General features: G+C 57.5%; 22 protein-coding genes, 1 tRNA gene and 1 pseudogene. 13 read left to right on the forward strand and 11 right to left on the reverse strand.

Going from position 1 to position 18,027, the window contains the following annotated elements:
* Positions 1-7: 7 nt before the first annotated feature.
* Positions 8-1,534, forward strand: coding sequence for a sensor histidine kinase (locus tag AN189_RS12250; RefSeq protein WP_083484391.1), 1,527 nt, complete (start codon positions 8-10; stop codon positions 1,532-1,534).
* A gap of 10 nt (positions 1,535-1,544) precedes the next feature.
* Positions 1,545-1,925: a response regulator gene (locus tag AN189_RS12255; protein WP_056036245.1), complete on the forward strand. Its 381-nt coding sequence runs from the start codon at positions 1,545-1,547 to the stop codon at positions 1,923-1,925.
* A 62-nt stretch (positions 1,926-1,987) separates the two neighbouring features.
* Here the strand turns inward: AN189_RS12255 and AN189_RS12260 are convergent, their stop codons facing one another.
* The 3 genes and pseudogenes from AN189_RS12260 to AN189_RS12270 all read right to left on the reverse strand — a co-directional run bounded on the left by AN189_RS12260 (position 1,988) and on the right by AN189_RS12270 (position 5,662).
* Positions 1,988-4,177 (reverse strand): xanthine dehydrogenase family protein molybdopterin-binding subunit, encoded by a 2,190-nt coding sequence (locus AN189_RS12260; protein ID WP_056036247.1) that lies wholly within the window; start codon positions 4,175-4,177, stop codon positions 1,988-1,990.
* A pseudogene (locus AN189_RS12265) lies at positions 4,174-5,159 on the reverse strand (xanthine dehydrogenase family protein subunit M). The gene AN189_RS12260 and the pseudogene AN189_RS12265 overlap by 4 nt, the downstream one beginning before the upstream one ends.
* A complete protein-coding gene (locus AN189_RS12270; RefSeq protein WP_157057471.1) occupies positions 5,156-5,662 on the reverse strand; it encodes a 2Fe-2S iron-sulfur cluster-binding protein in 507 nt (168 codons plus the stop codon). The pseudogene AN189_RS12265 and the gene AN189_RS12270 overlap by 4 nt, the downstream one beginning before the upstream one ends.
* Before the next feature lie 162 nt (positions 5,663-5,824).
* On the opposite strand from AN189_RS12270, the gene AN189_RS19165 reads away from it, so the two are divergent.
* From AN189_RS19165 to AN189_RS12285, 3 genes are all read left to right on the forward strand, one after another.
* The gene (locus tag AN189_RS19165; protein WP_157057472.1) at positions 5,825-6,094 is read left to right on the forward strand and encodes a hypothetical protein; all 270 of its coding nucleotides are present in this window, start codon (positions 5,825-5,827) and stop codon (positions 6,092-6,094) included.
* A 320-nt stretch (positions 6,095-6,414) separates the two neighbouring features.
* The gene (locus AN189_RS12280) at positions 6,415-6,963 is read left to right on the forward strand and encodes a recombinase family protein (protein ID WP_056036251.1); all 549 of its coding nucleotides are present in this window, start codon (positions 6,415-6,417) and stop codon (positions 6,961-6,963) included.
* Positions 6,964-7,006: 43 nt separating this feature from the next.
* Entirely contained in the window at positions 7,007-7,480 is a 474-nt protein-coding gene (locus AN189_RS12285; RefSeq protein WP_083484393.1) for a YbjQ family protein, read from the forward strand.
* Between the two features lie 12 nt (positions 7,481-7,492).
* Here AN189_RS12285 and AN189_RS19495 read toward each other — a convergent pair whose 3' ends face one another.
* The 5 genes from AN189_RS19495 to AN189_RS12305 all read right to left on the reverse strand — a co-directional run bounded on the left by AN189_RS19495 (position 7,493) and on the right by AN189_RS12305 (position 11,276).
* Positions 7,493-7,768: a hypothetical protein gene (locus AN189_RS19495; protein ID WP_216597741.1), complete on the reverse strand. Its 276-nt coding sequence runs from the start codon at positions 7,766-7,768 to the stop codon at positions 7,493-7,495.
* A 376-nt stretch (positions 7,769-8,144) separates the two neighbouring features.
* A tRNA-Ser gene (locus AN189_RS12290) sits at positions 8,145-8,234 on the reverse strand.
* 215 nt (positions 8,235-8,449) lie between these two features.
* Positions 8,450-9,469 (reverse strand): hypothetical protein, encoded by a 1,020-nt coding sequence (locus AN189_RS12295; protein WP_056036254.1) that lies wholly within the window; start codon positions 9,467-9,469, stop codon positions 8,450-8,452.
* A gap of 3 nt (positions 9,470-9,472) precedes the next feature.
* Entirely contained in the window at positions 9,473-10,414 is a 942-nt protein-coding gene (locus AN189_RS12300) for a major capsid protein (protein ID WP_056036257.1), read from the reverse strand.
* A gap of 145 nt (positions 10,415-10,559) precedes the next feature.
* Positions 10,560-11,276: a hypothetical protein gene (locus tag AN189_RS12305; protein WP_056036259.1), complete on the reverse strand. Its 717-nt coding sequence runs from the start codon at positions 11,274-11,276 to the stop codon at positions 10,560-10,562.
* Between the two features lie 549 nt (positions 11,277-11,825).
* Between AN189_RS12305 and AN189_RS12310 the strand changes: the two genes are divergently transcribed.
* The 8 genes from AN189_RS12310 (at position 11,826) to AN189_RS19725 (ending at position 16,566) form a co-directional block, all read left to right on the forward strand.
* The gene (locus tag AN189_RS12310; RefSeq protein WP_056036261.1) at positions 11,826-12,467 is read left to right on the forward strand and encodes a hypothetical protein; all 642 of its coding nucleotides are present in this window, start codon (positions 11,826-11,828) and stop codon (positions 12,465-12,467) included.
* Positions 12,464-12,988, forward strand: a complete 525-nt coding sequence (locus AN189_RS12315; RefSeq protein WP_056036263.1) for a hypothetical protein — start codon at positions 12,464-12,466, stop codon at positions 12,986-12,988. The genes AN189_RS12310 and AN189_RS12315 overlap by 4 nt, the downstream gene beginning before the upstream one ends.
* Positions 12,989-13,683: 695 nt before the next feature.
* Entirely contained in the window at positions 13,684-13,977 is a 294-nt protein-coding gene (locus AN189_RS12320) for a hypothetical protein (protein ID WP_157057474.1), read from the forward strand.
* Positions 13,967-14,224, forward strand: a complete 258-nt coding sequence (locus tag AN189_RS12325; RefSeq protein ID WP_056036266.1) for a hypothetical protein — start codon at positions 13,967-13,969, stop codon at positions 14,222-14,224. Before AN189_RS12320 ends, AN189_RS12325 begins: the two co-directional genes overlap by 11 nt.
* Positions 14,217-14,525, forward strand: a complete 309-nt coding sequence (locus AN189_RS12330) for a hypothetical protein (RefSeq protein WP_056036267.1) — start codon at positions 14,217-14,219, stop codon at positions 14,523-14,525. Before AN189_RS12325 ends, AN189_RS12330 begins: the two co-directional genes overlap by 8 nt.
* 184 nt (positions 14,526-14,709) lie before the next feature.
* Entirely contained in the window at positions 14,710-14,979 is a 270-nt protein-coding gene (locus AN189_RS12335; protein WP_056036269.1) for a hypothetical protein, read from the forward strand.
* A gap of 257 nt (positions 14,980-15,236) precedes the next feature.
* Positions 15,237-16,238, forward strand: coding sequence for an ATP-binding protein (locus AN189_RS12340; protein ID WP_172794909.1), 1,002 nt, complete (start codon positions 15,237-15,239; stop codon positions 16,236-16,238).
* A gap of 4 nt (positions 16,239-16,242) precedes the next feature.
* A complete protein-coding gene (locus tag AN189_RS19725; protein ID WP_083484396.1) occupies positions 16,243-16,566 on the forward strand; it encodes an STAS-like domain-containing protein in 324 nt (107 codons plus the stop codon).
* Between the two features lie 491 nt (positions 16,567-17,057).
* On the opposite strand, the gene AN189_RS12350 is transcribed toward AN189_RS19725, so the two are convergent.
* Genes AN189_RS12350 through AN189_RS12360 form a run of 3 tightly spaced genes read right to left on the reverse strand, consistent with a single transcriptional unit; the run spans position 17,058 to position 18,021 of the window.
* Positions 17,058-17,498, reverse strand: coding sequence for a hypothetical protein (locus AN189_RS12350; RefSeq protein WP_056036275.1), 441 nt, complete (start codon positions 17,496-17,498; stop codon positions 17,058-17,060).
* Positions 17,495-17,704 carry a hypothetical protein gene (locus AN189_RS12355; protein WP_157057477.1) on the reverse strand — a complete coding sequence of 70 codons (210 nt, stop codon included), beginning with the start codon at positions 17,702-17,704 and terminating at the stop codon, positions 17,495-17,497. Before AN189_RS12355 ends, AN189_RS12350 begins: the two co-directional genes overlap by 4 nt.
* Positions 17,701-18,021, reverse strand: a complete 321-nt coding sequence (locus AN189_RS12360; protein ID WP_056036320.1) for a DUF1353 domain-containing protein — start codon at positions 18,019-18,021, stop codon at positions 17,701-17,703. The genes AN189_RS12355 and AN189_RS12360 overlap by 4 nt, the downstream gene beginning before the upstream one ends.
* Positions 18,022-18,027: the final 6 nt, after the last annotated feature.

Raw genomic sequence — 18,027 nt, forward strand, 5'->3', positions numbered from 1 at the left:
CTGGATCATGCTGGCGCTATCGTGGATGGGCGTCCTGTCGAACCACGTCCGGTCAACCTGCCTTGTGATGGCACGCAACAGCAAAGGCCGATCCATGGATCACTACGATGGACTCAATCCGGGCATATTCTTTGATGCAGCAGCGACCGCACAGCTGGTTGTGACACCCGACCTGCGCATCGTTGCGGCCAACAAACGCTACTGCGCGCTGTTGGGCCGCCAGCCTCGCGACCTGATCGGCTACAAGGTTTTCGAAGCCTTTCCAGCAAATCCCGATGATCCTGAATCCAGCGCCGAAGCCGCGCTTACCGCGTCAATCGAGGCTGTCGTGGCAACCGGCAAGGAACAGCAAATGCCGCTGCGGCAGCATGATGTGCGCGAGGCGGATGGTCGCTATGCAACGCGCTACTGGCGGGTGCTGAACTCTCCGATCTTTGCCGACGATGCACAGCCTGACAAGGTCACGCATATCATCCATACCGCCGAGGATGTGACCCGCAACACGCTGGGCGAACGTGCCGACGCCGCCAGACAGCGTGCTGCGATGCGCGGTGCCGAACTCAGCTATTTCGAGCTGGACCCGGTTTCGGGTCGTCTGATCCGGTCGCCGCAACTGGATGCGCTGTTCGGTTTCGATCCCAACGACACCAACGACACCAACGACGCCGTCGAACCGTTTCTTGAGCGTTTCCACGCCGATGATCGCATCGAAGCCCGCGCCGAAATCGAACGGGTCGCCCGCACCATCGGGGCAGATCTGCATCTGAACAGCAGGATCATCCTGCCCGACGGCACAATGCGTTGGGTGATCGGTCGCGGTGAATCCGTGCGCGACCCCGACACGCAGACCGTCCGGATTGTGGGCATTGTTCTGGATGTGACCGCCATCCGCGAAAACGAGGCCCGGTTGAGCGAGGCCCTCGCTGCACGGGACCTGATGATCGCCGAGGTCAATCACAGGGTCAAAAATTCGCTTCAGATGGTGACCAGCATTCTCAACCTCGAGGGCACAGCCACCGTCGACCCGGCGGCGCGTGCCTCGCTGCGCGCGGCAACCGCGCGGGTCAATGCCGTGGCCGCGATCCATGCCTCTTTGTACGAAGACGAGGACGTGAATTCTGTCTGGATCGACCGATATCTGAAACGTTTGACAACGCACCTTCGGTTATCGTTGTCCAGCGATGCGCGCGGCCTGCAAATCACCTATGACGCCGAATCCATCCGACTGGACACCGACAGGGCCGTGTCGCTGTCGCTGGCGGTCAATGAGCTGGTCACCAATTCGTTCAAGCACGCCTACGGGCCCGAAGACGACGGAACGGTCACAATCACGCTGCGCCGCGCCGACAAAAACATGATCCTGCTCGAGGTCGCGGATGACGGAACCGGCCCCGGTGCAGATCGTGCGTCATCGGATGCAAAATCCTCGGGCCTCGGACAGCGTCTGATTGCGGGGATGGCCGCAAGCCTTGACGGCACGATCGAGCAAGATCAGACAAACGGTTGGCGCACACGTATCCTGTTCCCTGAATAAAGTCTTCAAATTGCTGAAATTCCTCATCGTCGAAGACAATTTTCTGATTGCGATCGATCTTGAGGCACAGCTTCTGGACATGGGTCATGATGTCATTGGCATTGCGACGACGGCGCCTGCGGCAATCGCGATGGCAAGCGTGGCAAAACCTGATGTGGCGATTATCGACCTGCAACTGGCCGAAGGCACGCGGGGCCAGGATGCAGCCATTGCCCTATGGCAGGATTTCGGTGTGCCCTCGATTATCGTCAGTGGCAGCCTGCATCAGGTGACAGATTCCGAAAAATCAGCAATGGCCCCATTGGCCATGCTTTCGAAACCATTGATGCCCGGGGAATTGCGGCGCGCGATCAACACGGCAGGGCGGTCGGCCAGCCCCGGCCGGGACTGATCCGGCCACGGCCTGTCCGATCAGCGCGCGGGCGGCCGAACCTATCCGGCCGCCCGCTTTCGTCACATCCCTGCGATGACCTTGTCCAGCGTTGCCGGATAGTCGCGCACGCGCACACCTGTGGCATTGAAAATCGCATTGGTGATCGCAGCCGCGGCACCGCAGATCCCCAATTCCCCGATACCCTTGGCCTGCAACGGATTGGCCCAGTCGTCGCGTTCCTCCAGCAATGCGACCGTCAGCTGCGGCACATCCGCATTTACCGGGATATGATACTCGGCCAGATTATGGTTCGTCACATGCCCGTCACGCGGGTCGAAAGCCATTTCTTCGGTCAGTGCGATGCCGATCCCGAACGTCATCCCGCCCAGGCATTGGGAACGCGCGGTTTTCGCATTCAAGATCCGGCCTGCGGCAAAACTGCCGTGCATTCTGCGAACACGGGTTTCCCCGGTTGCGGCATGAACGGCCACTTCGGCGAAATAGGCACCAAAAGTTGCCTGACGCACGGCCTTGGACGTGTCACCCGGGGTCACATGTCCCAGCTTTGCGATCTCGTCCCCTTTCAAAACATCGCTGAGCGCCTGTGTCTGGTTGGCATAGGTCGCGCGACCATCCTTCAGCATCAGGTCCGGTTCCGCCACACCCAGTCGCTCCGCAAGCTGTCGGCGGATCGCCTCGCAGGCGACATAGACCGACGTCCCGCTGGAGGCCGCCCCCCATGATCCGCCCGAACCGGCCGCCGGCGGCAAACCGGTGTCGCCCAGAACCACCGTGACCGCATCGCGGGGCAGACCCAGCATGTCGCCGGCAATCTGACCCAGGATGGCATAGGTGCCGGTGCCGATATCCGTCATGTCAGTCTCAACGCGGGCCGTGCCGTCGGGCAACAGCGTGACGCGCGCCTGGCTTTCCATCAGCACGTTGATGCGTGCGGCGGATGCCATGCCGTAGCCGATCAGCCACTCTCCCTCGCGCCGCTCTTTCAGTCCGGGCCTGTCGGCCCAACCGAATGCCTCTGCCCCACTTTCAAGTGCCTCACGGAAACGGCTCGACGAAAAATCCTTGCCGCTCTCGGGATCTGTTTCGGGGATGTTGCGCAATCGCAGCGCGACCGGATCAATGCCGATCTCGTGTGCCAGTTCGTCCATCGCGTTTTCCAGCACGGTGACCCCGACTGCCTCGCCGGGTGCGCGTACAGACCCTGCACACATGCGGTGCAGACGCACCAGATCCAACGACATCTGGCGGTTCGATCCGGCATATAGAAAATGCGACGCCTGAAGCACCGGTTCGGCGAATGTCTCGCCGGGCAGGTTCGATACGCGTGCATCATGACCAAGACCCGTCAGCCGCCCGTCGCCATCCGCAGAAAGCCTGACGCGCTGGTGGGTTTCCGACCGCCGCATCGTCGCCTCATAGACCTGTGGCCGCGTGAGCGCGACCGACACCGGGCGCCCCAGTTGCTGTGCCGCAATCGCGGCAGCGACAGCCTCGGGCGATAGCCCGAGCTTGGACCCGAAGCCACCTCCGACAAAAGGCGAGATGATCCGCACACGGTCGGGGTGGATGCCCAGCGCATCGGCCAGTTCGTTCCGGTTGTATTTCAGCATCTGATAGCTGCCGCGCAGTGTCAGATCGTCACCGTCCCATGTCGCAATCGATGCATGAGGCTCCATCGGAGAACTGGAATGCGAGGGTGTGGAATAGACCACGTCGACACGATGGGCGGCATCGCGCATCGCACTTTCCAGATCACCTTGGTCGACCGCCTGCCCTTCTTGCGGCTCGACCGCTGCGGTATCGGGATCGACGGTGACGGTTTTACCGCTTTCCAGAACCACGGTCAGTGATTGCGCGGCATGGCGGGCCTGTTCGAAACTCTCGGCCACCACCACGGCAATCAGCTGTCCAGTATAGTCAGCATGTCGCGCACCCTGGATCGGTGCTGCATCGGCTGTGCCCTGCGCGGGGTTGCGCAGCAGCCGGTCATCCTGGATCACGGCCAGAACCCCCGGCATCGCCGCCACCGCGTCGCGATTGGCCAGCACGACCCGCCCGCTGTTGCCGGGGCTGCGTACCATGATCCCGTGGACCATGCCCTCTATCTGCCACTCGTTGGCGTAGGTGGCGGTGCCGGTCACCTTGAACGGACCCTCCGGCCGATCCAGCGGCGCACCGACCAACCCCTGCGCCATGTCATCCAGCCGGTGTTCCGTCGCCGGCGCGTCCATCTTGAAATGCTCGGTCATTTGCCTGCCTCTTGCGTCAGTTCCGTCAGCACCGACACGAGTGTGCGACGCGTGAGGGGTATCTTGAAATCGTTTGCGCCAAAGCCGCGGGCCTCGGCCAACAACAGATCTCCCGCTTCGCCAAACAGCTCTTCGGACGGGGCCTGGCCGATCAGCAAATCCTCGACCTGCGTGTTCCGCCAAGGTTTCGGGGCCAGTCCGCCAAACGCGAGGTCGGCCCGCGTGATGCGGCCGTCCGCGACAGCGACGATCCCGGCCACGGACACAAGGGCAAAGGCATAGGATGCACGGTCGCGAACCTTGCGATAGGTTTGTCGCCCCTCGACAGGTGCAGGCAATATCACATCGGTGATCAACTCGCCCGGTGCGAGTACCGTTTCCCGATCAGGCCGGTCACCCGGCAGCAGATAAAGTGAATCCAGTGACAGTTGCCGGGTCGTGCCGTCTTGCTTCAACGTCTGCCCTCTGCGCCAAGCGCGCGCATGGCAACCGCCATGTCGCTTGGGTGGGTGGCGATGCAGTGTTCCGACGTGCCCAGAACCGCAAGGATACGGTTAAAGCCTTCTTGTGCAGCACAGCCGGTTCCGGGTTCGCGTTTGTTGCAGGCAGACGCGCGGTCATAGAAATAGAGACAGCGTGTCCGTTGCAGCAGGTTTCCCCCGGTCGTCGCCTTGTTGCGCAGCTGTCCGCTGGCACCCGCCAGCAGGGCGCGGCTCAGCACCGGCCAATTGCGCCGCACGCGGCTGTCGTTGGCAAGATCGCTGTTGGTCACAAGCGCCCCGATCCGCAGGCCACCATCCGCAGTGTCCTCGATCCCGTTCATCGCGAGGCGGTTGATGTCCACCAGCGTTTCGGGCGACATCACCTCCAGCTTCATCAGGTCGATCAGGTTTGTTCCACCTGCGATGAATGCCGCACCGCCGGCAGCATCACGCACGGCACCTTCGGCGCTGTCTGCGCGCACATAGTCAAAGGCCCTCATGCGCTCTTCTCCGCGGCCTTGCGAATGGCCTCCACGATATTGGGATAGGCTGCGCATCGGCACAGGTTCCCGCTCATCCGTTCCGAGATTTCAGCGTCGGTCAGCTCAGCACCGCTGGCGATATCGTCCGTGACATGGCTGGGCCAACCATTGCGGACCTCTTCCAGCATGGCGGTCGCCGAACAGATCTGCCCCGGCGTGCAGTAGCCGCATTGGAAACCGTCCTCCTGCACGAACGCCGCTTGCAGCGCGCTCAGGTTATCCGGCTGCCCGATCCCCTCGATCGTGGTGACCTCGTCCCCGTCATGCATGCAGGCCAGCGTCAGGCATGAATTGATGCGCCGCCCGTTGACGATGACCGTACAGGCACCGCATTGCCCGTGATCACAGCCCTTCTTGCTCCCCGTCAGGCCAAGGTGGTGGCGCAAGGCATCCAGCAGCGTCGTGCGTGGATCGATATCCAGCCTGTGCCGCGTTCCGTTAATTTCCAGATTTGTTTCCATGGGACGCCGCTCCGGGTTTTGTGATGTGATTTGTGAACCAACCGGGACCCCATGCATAAGTTCCGCACGCGGGCAAAATGAGACAGTATTCATTTCAAGCCCCACAGGGATGCCCTCTGGCTGTTCAGCGACGCGGCTGCGCCGCCTGCGGTCATGCCAAACATGCGCACGGCGACCCGCAATCGGCTTGATACCCGAGGCGATTACCCTTTGCGGTCCATCGACCGGCACACGATGGCGCCGGGCCTGCGCGACGGTTCGGTCGCAGATCAGAAAGCGACCAACGCCGCCGGCGAAATGTTGCACGTCAAGGCTGTCGGCCTCGCCCGTATCCATGGCGATGTCATGACAGAACTGGCGCTGGCGACCGTCGAATCCATCACCCTCTGCGGCGCGTTCCGCGCAGGACCAAATCATCTTGTTGTGGGTTAGCCATCGAAAGCCTCTCAAATGTAGCAGTTCCTGTAGCAAAATACCCCAGTATTGGGGGCGTTGCGCAGAACGGGTGAGGAAAAATAACGTTTTAAAGCAACGATATAATCCCAGATCGGGTTGCTACTTTATGAGATAGGTGGCGGAGACGAAGGGATTCGAACCCTCGAGACCCTTCCGGGTATATTTTCATAGAATATTGTAGATTATGATCCTACCCACAGCAGACACCGACAAAGCGCCTCAATGGTGTCTCTTTAGGCTTGCTTATGACTTTGTAGACGATATTCTAAAAAGGTCTAGAATCATAGGAGACGAAAGTGTCAGTTGTTGGGTATCGTCGCGTTAGCACAGAAGACCAGAGCTTTGATCGGCAAGACCTTGGTACGGTGGATAAGCTGTTTGAGGAAAAGCTGTCAGGTAAGAACGCCAAGGATCGCCCAGCGCTCAACGCGATGTTGGATTGGGTCAGAGAGGGAGACTTTGTGCTGGTCCATTCAATTGATCGCCTCGCGCGTGACCTGCGCGACCTACAGACGATTATTCAAACACTCAATGACAAGGGTGTAGCGATAACTTTCAAGTCTGAAAGCCTCACATTCTCTGCCAGTTCAGATGATGCATTCGCCAAGTTGCAGCTACAGATGATGGGTGCCTTCGCTGAGTTTGAGAGAAACATCATTCGCAAGCGTCAGGCGGAGGGGATCGCAAAGGCTAAGGCGAAAGGTCTCTACAAGGGACGGCCAAAGACGGTAGACGATGCCAAGGTGCGAGAGCTTAAAGAGGCAGGCATGGGTGCTACTGCCATTGCAAAAGAACTTGGGATCGGTCGCGCCACTGTCTACAAGTGCCTTCAAACAACCAATTAGCAGGTGATAATCAGTGTCTACGTGTGATGGCTGCGGTGCCAAGATGAGCTTTGTCTCTCACTTGAATAATGCAGGTATATGCGGCGATTGCCGTGAAAAGAATAAGGCTAAGAGGATTAGTGAGGAACAACGAAGAAACGAAAAAGCGAAAGAAAGCAAACTCGCGGCCCGAGAAAAGTCAGAACTTATCGACAAAATCATGCTGACGACTGAAACCGCAACAAACCTCAACATCACCAAGCGTCTTGAGATAGTCACGGCTGAGTGTGCTTTTGGTATGAACATGTTCAAGGACCTATTTGCAGGTGTCAGAGACGTTGTTGGTGGTAGGTCGAAAGCTGTCCAGAACACTATGCGGGATGCCAGACGTACTGCCTTATATGAATTAAAGGCTGAGGCTCACCTTGTCGGGGCCAACGCAGTTGTGGGTGTGGATTTAGATTATGTCGAACTAAGTGCAGCAGGCAGTATGGTTATGTTGGTCGCATCAGGCACTGCGGTAGTGATCGAAGACTAAAACGATTGTCACTCAGTGGGGCAATGCTCCAGATACGACCTTAGTGCATCCCGCCTTTTGTCGTCCATCTTCTGCGGATATAAGCCACTGCTGCACATCTTCATGCCTAAGACTTTCACGGAGTTCATAGGCCATATTCGCCATCCTCAGGCGGGTCAGATACAACTCGCATTCAAAGCTTGCATCAATAGACTTTTGGCGTTCGTCCAAATATCTCGGTAGAAAAATCACAGCTATTGCAGCAACTGCAATGGCAATAATTATCGAAATAGACTGTGTGCTATTCAAATGCTTTACCGACCATACCTGTATCATCCCTTTACCGATTGAACACCAGGCAAAGAGACTTTGCTCTACTGTGATGTTTAGGGCATCTGCAACTCCAACTGCAATAGTGACCGAAGACTAACCAACTTCGGCTTTGGGACCCTCATCCGAATGCCCAAACGGATTCGCCATAAGTAGGTATCCCCAGTTAGCCGTGACCTAAAATTTTAGAATCAAGCCGCTGTCCACCAACCTTGCTCAAGCCACGTGGCCGAGTGGTCGAAGGCGCTCCTCTGCTAAGGGGACTTCACAGGGAAAAAATAGGTGGTTGGCGTAGGTGGTTAGCGTAGGTGGTCAGACCCCCTTAAGTCATTGAAAGTTATAGAATATGGGGTGGTGGCGGAGACGAAGGGATTCGAACCCTCGAGACCCTTCCGGGCCTACTCCCTTAGCAGGGGAGCGCCTTCGACCACTCGGCCACGTCTCCGCCGACGCGTTTAACGGGGGCTCCATCGGGAAACAAGGTGTAAATCCATCTGTAACGGGCCGCGACGTTTGAGACATTGGGACGGAACGTTTGAGACAAACTTAAAATGTTACACCCTGTCGCAAACGTAACATTTTGCTTTCGTTGCGACAATCGTGCGGGGTGCATTTTGCTATGGTTTGGTGCGCCGCCCCGTGGGGCGGCGCGGGGGGTGTTCAGACACGTCTATTTGTCGTTACGTAAAGCGACAAAGCATCCTCAAAGGACAATTTTTCTTTGATCGAAAGCGCCGTGACCGCGTTGAATGTTTCCAGACCCGCTTGATCCACCGCAAAGCCGCGCGGGGCGGTGAAGGCAGGCGCGTCATTGGAATAAGCTTCATCGCCCGTCACCACCTGCCCCATTGGCAGGACGGTGCGCAGTTCCGTCAGGAACGTCCGCAACCATTCGACCGCTGACACTGTGGTGCCGTCGGGCGATGAAAACGCATAATCGCCGGTCGTTTCGTCCACTGCATCCATGAATTCCAGCAAGGGTTCAACGTGGCGGCTGTGGATGCACCCTTCCTCTGCCAAGCCTTCCAGCAGCGCCGCGTCACCCTGCCGCGCCAATGCACGGCGCACCTGTGGGTGTTCCATGACGTGCGGGGCGGCCTGAAACTCAATCAGACCGTCCTCACCGCCCTGAAACTCCACAGGCTTGAGGTTGGACACGGCAGGGGCCGCAGCGCCAAGGAAACCGACGTGCCGCAGACCGTAGGTGCCGGGCTTGGGGTTGTTTGGCGCGTCTGGCGTGAACAGTTTGACCGAGACCTTGCGGTAGCGTCCATCCTCGACCGACTTGGCAAAGCCGGGATCGACCTTGAACAGCGTGACCTTGAGGCGGTCGCCGTCCACAGTCACGTCGCGCAACCAGCCATAGGCCGGATCGTCCGACTTGGGGTGACCGACCACCGCAGGAACGGGTGCGCCGTCGCGGTCAAAGCTGGCGGCGATTTCATCCAACATGGCGGCGGTGATCCGGTGCTTTGTGCCGTTCATCGCGGTGAACGTCCCGGTGCGCAGCACCTCGACCTCTGCCGTTACATCGTCGCCAGCATCCGGTGCATCGGTGACAGCGACGACGGGCGCGGCCTCGTCGTCGTTGCCCACCAGCTCGGGCGGCGATCCAGCCGCCGGATTGTCCTGGTCAACGCCGCTCGTGCGCTGGCGTCCTTTGCGAAACATTTTCCACATGGATCAGCCCACCACACCTTGGATCAGAAAACCGGCCTCTGCACCGACGATGACAGGCGCACGGTCATAGGTCGTGCCGTAAACCCAGCTACGGTTCGCACCGCGCCATTCGGGCTTTTCCACGAACGGGTGGCCTTCCATGGTGTAGGTGTAGCCGAATGACGGTTCCTCAACGCCTGCGGGGTTATCCGGTGCATAGGCCAGCACCGCAGAATTGCCCCAAGCGTCCTCCATCACGACATCATCGTCGTCTGCCACGTCCTGTGGAATGGCGACAGTCTTGCCGACGGCCACTGTGTCCAGTTCCAGATACGCCGCCAGCATGTTTGCCGTGATGCTGTCTGCGGTCGTGTATTTGAATTGTTCCCGAATTTTGGGATGGAACCGCAGGGCATTGAAACCGGGTTTCGACAGCACAAGGCGGTTCGGCTCGACGCCACATGACCGCCGCACGGTTTCCTTGCCGTCCTCGATGACCTGCACCGGGTCGCTGGCGTCGTCGCTCCATACATCAGTCCCGGCCAGCGCCTCGACGTTCGCTGCGCCATAGTTCGCAGGGTTGGTCGCCATTTCTGCAATCTCGAATTCAAGATTGAGTTTCAGGCTATCCATTGTTGATTTGACGGCGCGTTTGCCAAGGTCGATTTTTGGCACCTCTGACGCATCGTTCAGCACCTCGCGCGGGATATGGCTGTCCAGCGCCTCGTTAATCAGTTGGAACGGCTGACTGCCGTAGCGAAAACCGATTTCCGCAACCTGCGCACCGGGCGCACGGCGTGCCGCATGGCGGCGGAACGCGTCTTTGCCGAATTCCACGATCTTGCCGCCTTGCGTGGTGACGAACACCTGCGGAAAAATGATGTGGCCGACATGGCTGGCGTTCCGATAGTCCCGCGCGATCTGCGTCAGAACGGGATCTGAAACGCGGGCTTGTGATGGGTTCATGGTCATTTTGGGCTTTCCTGCCTGTAGCGGCCCACAGAGCGCGTCTGGTGGCCTGTTTGGGTTTTTGGGGGTGCATGTCGTCCGGTGGCATGAAGGTGCGTTAACCCACCGTTAATTTCGCTGTGCGGGGCTATTGCGGCGGGGTTCACGTTTTGATGCCCAGCTTATCGGTCAAGCTACCGCCCTCGCCGCCTTCGGGGTCCGGTTCGTGATTGGCGATATGGCGCAGGGCTGCACACAGGCTGTCGCCGGGTAGCTTGGTAAGCGGCTCACTCATGGCGTTGTCAGTGAGGACATCGCCGATCCGCTCACAATCGCCTTGATCCATACCTAACAGGTGCGCCGCCGCCTGCGCCGTCACGCCCTGGTCAATCGCATACCCAATCCGGCACCAGCATTTGTTCATGCCAGCACAAGGCCTTGCGTTTATACTGCGAACCACACGGACAAACGGATAGGATTTTTGCGAAAGGGGGTCGCATCGCTCAGCCGCCGCCGACCGCCGCGCACTTTCTTTTTTTTCGGCAATCCGGCGATAAATTTGCCTCTCGGATATGCCGACCTTGATTGACACTTGGCGAACCGAAAATCCTGCATCCAAAAGGCTTTCGCAAACCTCGAAGTCGAGATGTGGACCGCGCTTTTTGGAAATATATAGACGGCCTCCGCCAAACGCCCGAATGAGCACATCCAACATATCGTCTTCTAGAACAGCAAGAGCGTGATCCTCTGTCACTCCCTTGCGAGTTTGCGGAACATATAAAGTCAAACCGGAAAGCAATTCCGACAAGGTGTCCGCAACCTCAATCCCACAGAACGAAACGACTTCCGCCATTTCACCATGATATTGCAGTTTTGCCATGTCGAAGCACCTCCGGTGAAAAAGGGCGCACCGCCCCCTCCTTTGGTTCTAGGTTTGTCAACATGACGCCTCACCATGACGTGTCAGGGCGATCAGAAATGGCCTTTTTCCTATGGTCATTGCATCAGGTGATCGCTGGCGTCTCTTCCTTGGGGGTGAGGGATCAGCCGAAGACCCTGATTTGCGCGAGCGGTGGGAACGCTCTCGCCAAACTGAATGACAATGCGGTTTGGCTTGACCCCGTGCCATGGGTCGGACTTCGGCACGGGGCGCAAACCTCTTGCCCCGTATGGGGTTTCGCGCTAGATAATCATTACCGGGCTTAGAAACCCGAAATAGGCGGTGGCGTCACCGCAAAGGCGATTGCTGATATAGTGGCGCACCATTGCCCCCGTGCGGGGTGTGCGGCCCGATTGGGCCGGATGATCGTAGCGTATGTCCAAGGCGAAAGCCCAAAGGCTGCGGTGCCGTGCCTATTGCGGTTTCTAACATCCGGCCTGCCCGTCTTAGAAAGCGGGGCCACTTAGAAAAGCAATAGGAACCAACACAATGCACACTACCAAACCAGAACCCGAAAACCGCCCGCGTTTTGATCCGTTTGGCTTGCAGTATTCTGGATATGACAGCCGCCCCGCTGCGCAATCTATCGAGGATGCCGCCTGCGTTCTCGAAACGTTGTCAGACCTTATCACGCAAGTCGCTGACGACGCCGAATTGCTGGCCGGACATGAACGCAAGTATGGGTTCGGCCTTATCTTGGATGCCGTCCGGCAACAGATGCTTGCCGCCGCCGGGGCTATTGAAAACGCCGATGCTGCGCGGCTTCATTCGTCCGTCGTTGACGATGCGAAATACAATGCGTTCATGGCGTATCCGGGTCGGGTCAGTGCGCAGACCGTCCGCATCGACCAAGCGGCATATGACGATTTCCTGACCAAGATGGCCCCGATCATGCCGAAACTGGGCAGCGTCGAAGCCATGGCGCACGATCTGTTTTCCCAGGGCAAAACCGACGCCTCCGTCATGGATGCAACGGGAAAGGATGCAACAACGGTCGCCCGCTGGCGCGGTGAGTATCGCGCCCTTTCACGGATGCGGATTACATGGCGCGACATGATCCGCGCGGATGCGTCCGACGCGGCTGACATGACCGCACAAGTGGCACCAAAGGCCGCAGGGGGTGCAGCATGACCGCCGCCGTGATGATCGAAAATGACGTATGGGACCGGCACATGCGCCGCATCCTGTATAGCGAGGCCGCGTTGCTACGCGCCGACTATGGGTTCGGTGTATTCGGGGCGTGGGTGACATCTGATGAGCTGCACTCTCTAGGCATGTCGGACCTGCCGTCCGAACCGATTGCTTTTGACGAATTGGCGGTCGATCTGGGGATCGAACGGCGCTGGCGCAACGTGTCAGCGGTGCGCGTCAGGGAATACAATGCCCTGTCGTTTCCGTGGTCCCTATTCGGTGAATTCATCGCCGCCCTGCGGGCCGAAACGCTGGACCCTTACGACGCCACACCGGGCAGTAGCGCCCAGCTACGCCCGTCAGAGGTCACGCCGCAGTGGGTGCTACCCTTGGCCCGTTTGATCCGGCGCGGCGAGGCTGCAAACGCCGATCAGGCGTGGAACATCCTAGATGCAATCCTGCCGGACCACGCCCACCGCCCCACGATCGAAGAGGTCCGGCGCTACATGAGTCGGGACTGACAAAACAGCCGCAAGAAAACGGGGCTGGCGGGGTGATCCGCCAGCCCCTTTTTTGTGCCGATTTGATGGCGCATTTTCGCGCCCCAAAAGTGTAACATTTTGCGCCAAAGCGGGTGACAGAAACTCCGACACAAAACCGTGCTTTCTGCCCATATTTTCCCGGTTTCTGTCACCGTGTCGAAGTTCGCAACCCATTGCAAAACCTAGACTTTTACCCCGTCACTTCCCGCTAACTTGAACCCTGCCGGAGTTTCTTGAACGGATGCGTCACAGTTCGACGCCCCAAGTTGACGCGAACGTCACCCACGATTTCCGCTAACCCGTTGGCGTGTGTCGCATTTTGTCGCGCGGGTGTCTCAAAGGTTGCGTCCCTTTGATGCGCATTTGTAGCATTCATGTCTCAAATACGAATTTTGGAAAACCGCACCTATATAACTGATTCCATTGATATTTTCATCATTTCAGGAGGTGTATTGTTTGTCTCAAATGTCTCAGTCCCCCACACCATCGGCTGATGTAACGGGCCGAAACGTTTGAGACATCTGGACGCGACATTCAGGACACAGGAGCTAAGCACCAAAGGCATCTCACGCTCACCTGTGCCCTCCAAGGCAACAAATCGGGATAGCCAAAACGCTTCGATGTGGCTTAGGCTCCAGGGCAGATATCACCGCCCACTGCCCACGGAGCCCATTATGCGAACCCTGACCGCCTGCCTGATTCTCACCCTATCACCTGCTGCAGCGCTGGCCTTCCCGGCCGATACCGCAAAGCAGAAATGCGAGGCAGAGTGGGCCGGTGACTTCGAGATGCAGGCATATTGCATGGATCAGCAGCGCCAAGGCTGGCAGGAGGTTGAGCAGCAGCGTGCCGGATTGGACAATGCGATGAGCGCGTCCCTGGCCACCAGCAAGGCGCGCACTTGTGTATTCCACTTCCAGAAATATATGTTGGAGCAGGCAAGTGAAAGAAAGTGCAATGGTTTCTGACGCCTCTTCGATCAAAGACATCACCAAGAGGCTTGCGAGGCTTGAGGCCCGACAAGTCCGCATGTCTGAAGCCATGGGACATCTCATGATGCTGGCCATCAAGGCCGCTGGCTTGGCCGCCCAATCTGATAGCGACGAGCTGGATAACCTATCAAACGAGCTGCGAGCTTTGGTGGCAAGAATTCATAATCTAATTGAGTTAAATGACGGGCACACGGTAGCCGACGAGGGTCAATCAGATGAGTGACAATGTCTACACTTTAGAGACCGCAAATTCTGAGATTGATCGCCTAGCGGGGGGCGGCAGCGGTAACGGGCCAGACGACCCCGGGACCGAACGCCGTCTGCAAGCTCTTGAGGGTCAGGTGCCAAATCTACAAGCCGATGTCTCCGATATTCGCGCACGGATCGCTCACATAGAAGGCAAGACGAGCGACCTTCCGACGAAGGATTGGATGCATCAAGCGATGCAAAAATATGCCGCGGCACTTGCTACGGTGATGTTGTTTGGACTGACGGTGATTGGTTGGCTAGTTACCAACATTTAACTCCAAAGCACGATATAGAGCGGCCAGTGAAAACAACGGGCATCATCCAACGACCTCAAACCGCGGTGCCTGGCGATGTCGCTGCAGGCATCAAACAAAAGTGCAGCTCGGACTGGCCAAACGACTTCGAGATGATCGCGTATTGCTCTGAGCAGCAGGTTGCAGGCTGGCGGCTCATGAACCAATGAGCCGCCGTTCGGTCAGCGGCTTTGCTGATATCGACGAACGGTTCGCTGTTCGGCTGAAGTTCGCCGTACCGCCGGACGGCCTCGGTACTCTGCTGTCCGACATCGATGTCTGGCTAAAGGCCGAAGTCGGTAGCGGTCGCTACGGTCGCACCCCTGCACGGTCCCGGGGCAGTGACGCGGTGGCCTATCACTTTTTGTCTCTCGAGGATGCAGGGCGGTTTGTGGCCTCGTTTAATGACTTGATATTATGCACACCATTAAAGTGAACTGACGTTAACGGAGTACATGATTCGATAAGTCTCTGAAAATTTAACTAAAAAGTTGTTTTTTTATGAAAAGGCCCACTGCGACTTGGACCAAATGGCATCTCAGCCGAGCAAAAAACGAGGCCAAGCGGCGCTCAACTCGCTGGCACCATGGAGTTTCAACCCGCCGCTCGGGTGGCCATTTTGTGACCACATGGACGAGCGGTGAAATCATAAAGATGTGGTCTACCAGAGAGCCCCATCTGCCACCCAGCGTCTTGTGCTTTAGTAAAAATCCTATCGAAACTTTGGACTTCTTCGCCACTATGCGCCGGAGAAGTCATATCCTGAAAGGAATGTTTCCCGGTAAAAACCCTTGGTATCAAGTTCCCAAGAGCGTCAAAGCTCCGCCACGCATGAGGAGCTATCAGAGCTTTGCGGAAATCGAATATCTCTCGACAGCATCGGCTGTGGTCATGACTGCAGAATATGCCCGTCTTGCTGAAATTTCTAAATTTCCGCCCATTACAATCGACCTACACAAATGGTCCGACGTCGTTTTCGCAAAGCTTTATGAACTCGACTTTTTCTCTGTCGTTGGAATAACGGAAACCGTTGCAGACTTGTACGCCGAACGTGATGGAAAGCGCACAATGCGAATTCTATCTGGAACAAACAATGCCGAGTTGGCAGAGGCAACTCGACGCATACAACACCTTGCAGTCGAAGCCTCGGGAGGTGCCGACTTGCTTGGAGGTCGAGTGGAACTGATCAGCACTGCCCTGTCTGAGGCGATCAGCAACGTCGCAAGACACGCATATCCTGCCGATCACGATTTTCAGTTCCCTCATGTAGGGCGCTGGTGGCTGACCGCGGAGTTCGATAGAAGCAACGGGATGTTAACAATTGTGATCTATGATCAGGGAGCCACCATACCTGTTACACTTCCCTATCAGGATATTTGGTCAAAGGTTAAGCTTAAGGTCGCTCAACTGGCCTCTTCCGATCCAAAATTTGATTTTGCGAACGACGGTGCCTATATCGAAGGGTCGTTGAAGGCGGGTGTGACCAGTACGGGTGATAGCCATCGCGGCAAAGGGCTCGCTGAGATGGTCGGCCTCATTGATGAACTTAAGGCCGGCTACGTATCTATTTTCAGCCGAGGAGGATATTATCGCCATGACTACACATCTGGAAAGAACTCAGGTGCCTACCCATCTTCCATCGGCGGCACTCTCATCGAGTGGGGTATTCAAGTCCACGGGGCGAATCATGGATGACGCTATGACTCTACAGGTTGCCGATAGGTTCTCGCGATATCCCGCGGGAAGGGACCAGAATGACGGGCCATTTAACGGTACAGCTTTTCGAACTGTACACCTTGTTCCCGCACTAAATGAGGCCAAGAAAAGTGGTCGAAAGCTGAACGTTTCCTTCGAAGGTGTGATCAGCTACGGGTCCTCGTTCTTAGAAGAGGCCTTTGGAGGCCTAGTGCGCATTGAGCGGTTCAAGAAATCAGATTTGCGTAAAACTTTGACGATCACAAACACCTCCCCATACTCTGACCGCTATGAGCGTGCAATCTGGCGCTACATCGATAACGCCTAGCCGACTGGTCTTAGATGTTATCTGACCTCCTCATCGCTGTAGCTGGTGGCTTCGCTGGCTTCATTGCAAGTGTGTTTTTCCACGCATGGACTGGAAGAATTTCGGACGACCAGGCCTCGCTCGACGAACTAAAGGAAGCGTTGTCTCAAGTAAGACAGCTTGGGCTAAATTTTTGGCTCGTTGATGCAATGCCTTCTAACGATGAGATTAAGGCACGGACGATCCTATGGTGCGCCGTCCACACGACGTCAGAGTATGAAAAAATTCTTCGACGATGCCTTAAAGCCGATTTTGACGAGTATCAGCGCTTAGATGATCGACTATTCGACATCGCAACAGGTGACGAATTTGAGAGCGCGGGCAGGAAGGCAAACCCTGCCATTGCAACCGAGATATCGGTAACTTGCTCTAAAATGCGAAGCATGATCCGTACTAGAAGACGTGATCTACTTTGGGCCCATTGAGGTACTTCAGACACTCTTACCCCGCTTCTACTGCTCCACCGGGACCAGAATAAGTTCGATCGGCTGACGCGTCCCCTGCACCTCGGTGATCGTCCGCATCTCGCGCAGTGGGATCCGGCCAAGCAAGAGGACGCGGCGCACGGTGGTCAAGTAGTACGGTGGACCCGCCTCGAGACACTTGTCTGCCCATGCACCCAAATCGTACGTCACGGTATTGCCCTGCACCTCTTGATAGGTGGCGACCCGCCACCCCCCGGAAGAGCACTCAAATTCCTCACCATCAATCAGCGTAATCTCGGAGGCCCATTCAGCCGTCACCGAGCCAAAAGGCGTCTCACGTACGTACCGCACCGTGCGGCCATCAACGGTCATGCTGATGTCCCGCAAGAACAATCCGGATGGCAGCAAAAGCCAACCAATGAACAACACAAGGAGCATGATCGCCGCATAATCAATGAGACGCTTCATTTCATGAACCCCAATCCCTTTGCCGCCCCGACCAGGGCGATAATTGCGCCGGCCACCCAGAGGATGACCCGCCCGGTCAGCTTGCCTGCCCGGACGGCCTCGAGCAGATCGTCAATCTGAGATGCGCGTGATGGCTTCCCTGGAGCGCGTGGCTTCAGAAAGAAATCGTGCAGTTCATCGAGCTTGGTACGTTCGTCTTCGGTCAAGACCACCTCCACAAAATAACGGCGAGCAGCATGGCAAGGCGGCGGACGGGGCCCACGCCGTCGGCGCGCAGGGCATCGTGGAACACGGCACCAGCCGTGACGCGGTCCCAGCCGCGCGCGAGCAGATCGTCGTGCAGGGCAGCGGCCTTGAGGTAGCGAGGATCGTGCGGGCTGACGGCCCAGTGCAGGCCGCGTGGTACGGACACGTCAAACCCGCGACCGCGCGGGACACTCACCCAAAGGCCCGACCCCTTGACGCCGATTTCCCACATGACGGGCCCGGTCAGGCGATACCGATCCGTGCCGTCGATGCGGATGTAGGG

It is taken from the genome of Loktanella sp. 3ANDIMAR09 (genome assembly GCF_001420005.1).
In the GTDB taxonomy this organism is placed as follows: Bacteria; Pseudomonadota; Alphaproteobacteria; order Rhodobacterales; family Rhodobacteraceae; genus Loktanella.

Coding starts and splice junctions, on each gene's coding strand:
- AN189_RS12250 (WP_083484391.1), top strand. CDS start 8: ATGCTGGCGCTATCGTGGATGGGCGTCCTGTCGAACCACGTCCGGTCA.
- AN189_RS12260 (WP_056036247.1), bottom strand. CDS start 4,177: ATGACCGAGCATTTCAAGATGGACGCGCCGGCGACGGAACACCGGCTG.
- AN189_RS12270 (WP_157057471.1), bottom strand. CDS start 5,662: ATGGAAACAAATCTGGAAATTAACGGAACGCGGCACAGGCTGGATATC.
- AN189_RS19165 (WP_157057472.1), top strand. CDS start 5,825: ATGCGCACGGCGACCCGCAATCGGCTTGATACCCGAGGCGATTACCCT.
- AN189_RS12285 (WP_083484393.1), top strand. CDS start 7,007: ATGAGCTTTGTCTCTCACTTGAATAATGCAGGTATATGCGGCGATTGC.
- AN189_RS12295 (WP_056036254.1), bottom strand. CDS start 9,469: ATGTGGAAAATGTTTCGCAAAGGACGCCAGCGCACGAGCGGCGTTGAC.
- AN189_RS12300 (WP_056036257.1), bottom strand. CDS start 10,414: ATGAACCCATCACAAGCCCGCGTTTCAGATCCCGTTCTGACGCAGATC.
- AN189_RS12305 (WP_056036259.1), bottom strand. CDS start 11,276: ATGGCAAAACTGCAATATCATGGTGAAATGGCGGAAGTCGTTTCGTTC.
- AN189_RS12310 (WP_056036261.1), top strand. CDS start 11,826: ATGCACACTACCAAACCAGAACCCGAAAACCGCCCGCGTTTTGATCCG.
- AN189_RS12315 (WP_056036263.1), top strand. CDS start 12,464: ATGACCGCCGCCGTGATGATCGAAAATGACGTATGGGACCGGCACATG.
- AN189_RS12320 (WP_157057474.1), top strand. CDS start 13,684: ATGCGAACCCTGACCGCCTGCCTGATTCTCACCCTATCACCTGCTGCA.
- AN189_RS12325 (WP_056036266.1), top strand. CDS start 13,967: ATGGTTTCTGACGCCTCTTCGATCAAAGACATCACCAAGAGGCTTGCG.
- AN189_RS12330 (WP_056036267.1), top strand. CDS start 14,217: ATGAGTGACAATGTCTACACTTTAGAGACCGCAAATTCTGAGATTGAT.
- AN189_RS12335 (WP_056036269.1), top strand. CDS start 14,710: ATGAGCCGCCGTTCGGTCAGCGGCTTTGCTGATATCGACGAACGGTTC.
- AN189_RS19725 (WP_083484396.1), top strand. CDS start 16,243: ATGACTCTACAGGTTGCCGATAGGTTCTCGCGATATCCCGCGGGAAGG.
- AN189_RS12350 (WP_056036275.1), bottom strand. CDS start 17,498: ATGAAGCGTCTCATTGATTATGCGGCGATCATGCTCCTTGTGTTGTTC.